Genomic DNA, 1,140 nt, shown 5'->3' on the forward strand with positions numbered 1-1,140 from the left:
CCGTTCCCGAACCTGGGCGAGCAGGTCAGTAACAGTAACGGCCTCATTCAGGGTGACGCGCAAGGCCAGGGTATTGACGAAGAAACCGATTAAGCCCTCCAGTTCATGCTGTAGACGGTTAGCCACCGGCGTACCGATAACGATATCCTCCTGTCCACTGAGCCGGGCCAGGACCAGGCTCCAGGCACTGAGCACGGTCATAAACAACGTGGTGTGATGGCGCAGTCCCAGTTTTTTCAGCGAGGCCAATAAGCCCGCATCAATATGCACAGGCACTCGGTCGCCAACAAAGGATTGGACTGCGGGGCGCGGCCGGTCGGTTGGGAGAGCGAGTAAGGCCGGTGCGCCGGTAAGCTGGGTGCACCAGAAATCCCGTTGGGCCGTGAGAGTGGTTTCTTGCAACCATTCACGCTGCCAGACGGCATAGTCAGCGTACTGAATGGGAAGTGGTGATAACGGCGCGTCTTGACCGTCGAGAAGGGCGCGATAAAGCACACTGAGCTCATGCATCAGGACACCGACGGACCAGCCATCAGTGATAATGTGGTGTTGCGTGAGCAGCAAAACATGCTCTTCGTCTGCCAGTTGCAGCAGGTGGCCACGGATCAGCGGGCCTTGGGTCAGGTCAAAAGGTGTTTGTGCTTCAAGGGCGGTCAAATCAGCAAGATGGACGCTGTGTGTTTCTGGCGTTAGCGCGCGTAAATCCTGGTAAGGCAGGGCAAAGCCGATATCAGCCGGATCGATATGCTGGCAAGGTTGGCCGGAAACCAGCCCAAAGCGGGTGCGCAAGCTTTCATGGCGGGCGATAAGATGGTCGAATACACGGGTTAAGACAGGGCGATGAAGTTGCCCGGTCAGGCGCAATGCCACAGGGATATGATAAGCCAGGCTGGCTGCCGGATCGAGTTGGCTCAAGAACCATAAACGCTGTTGAGCAAAGGACAGCGGTAATGGCTGGCTGTGGTCAACGACAGAGATCGTTACCTGAGTAGTGGTTGAAGTGGTAGTGAGCGTTTGAGCCAAATCCATCAAAACAGGTTGCTTAAAGAGTTGCTGTAACGGCAACTCTCGCGCTAATAGTTGGCGGACTCGTGCAGCCAGTTGGGTAGCCAGCAGGGAATGCCCCCCCAATTCAAAGAA

1 protein-coding gene is annotated in these 1,140 nt (G+C 56.1%); it reads right to left on the minus strand.

The window, feature by feature from the left end:
* Positions 1-1,140 (minus strand): condensation domain-containing protein (locus Xentx_RS18050; RefSeq protein WP_244149910.1); only part of this gene is annotated, 1,140 nt, incomplete at both ends.

Origin of the sequence: Xenorhabdus thuongxuanensis (genome assembly GCF_001908095.1) — a bacterium.
Lineage (GTDB): Bacteria > Pseudomonadota > Gammaproteobacteria > Enterobacterales > Enterobacteriaceae > Xenorhabdus > Xenorhabdus thuongxuanensis.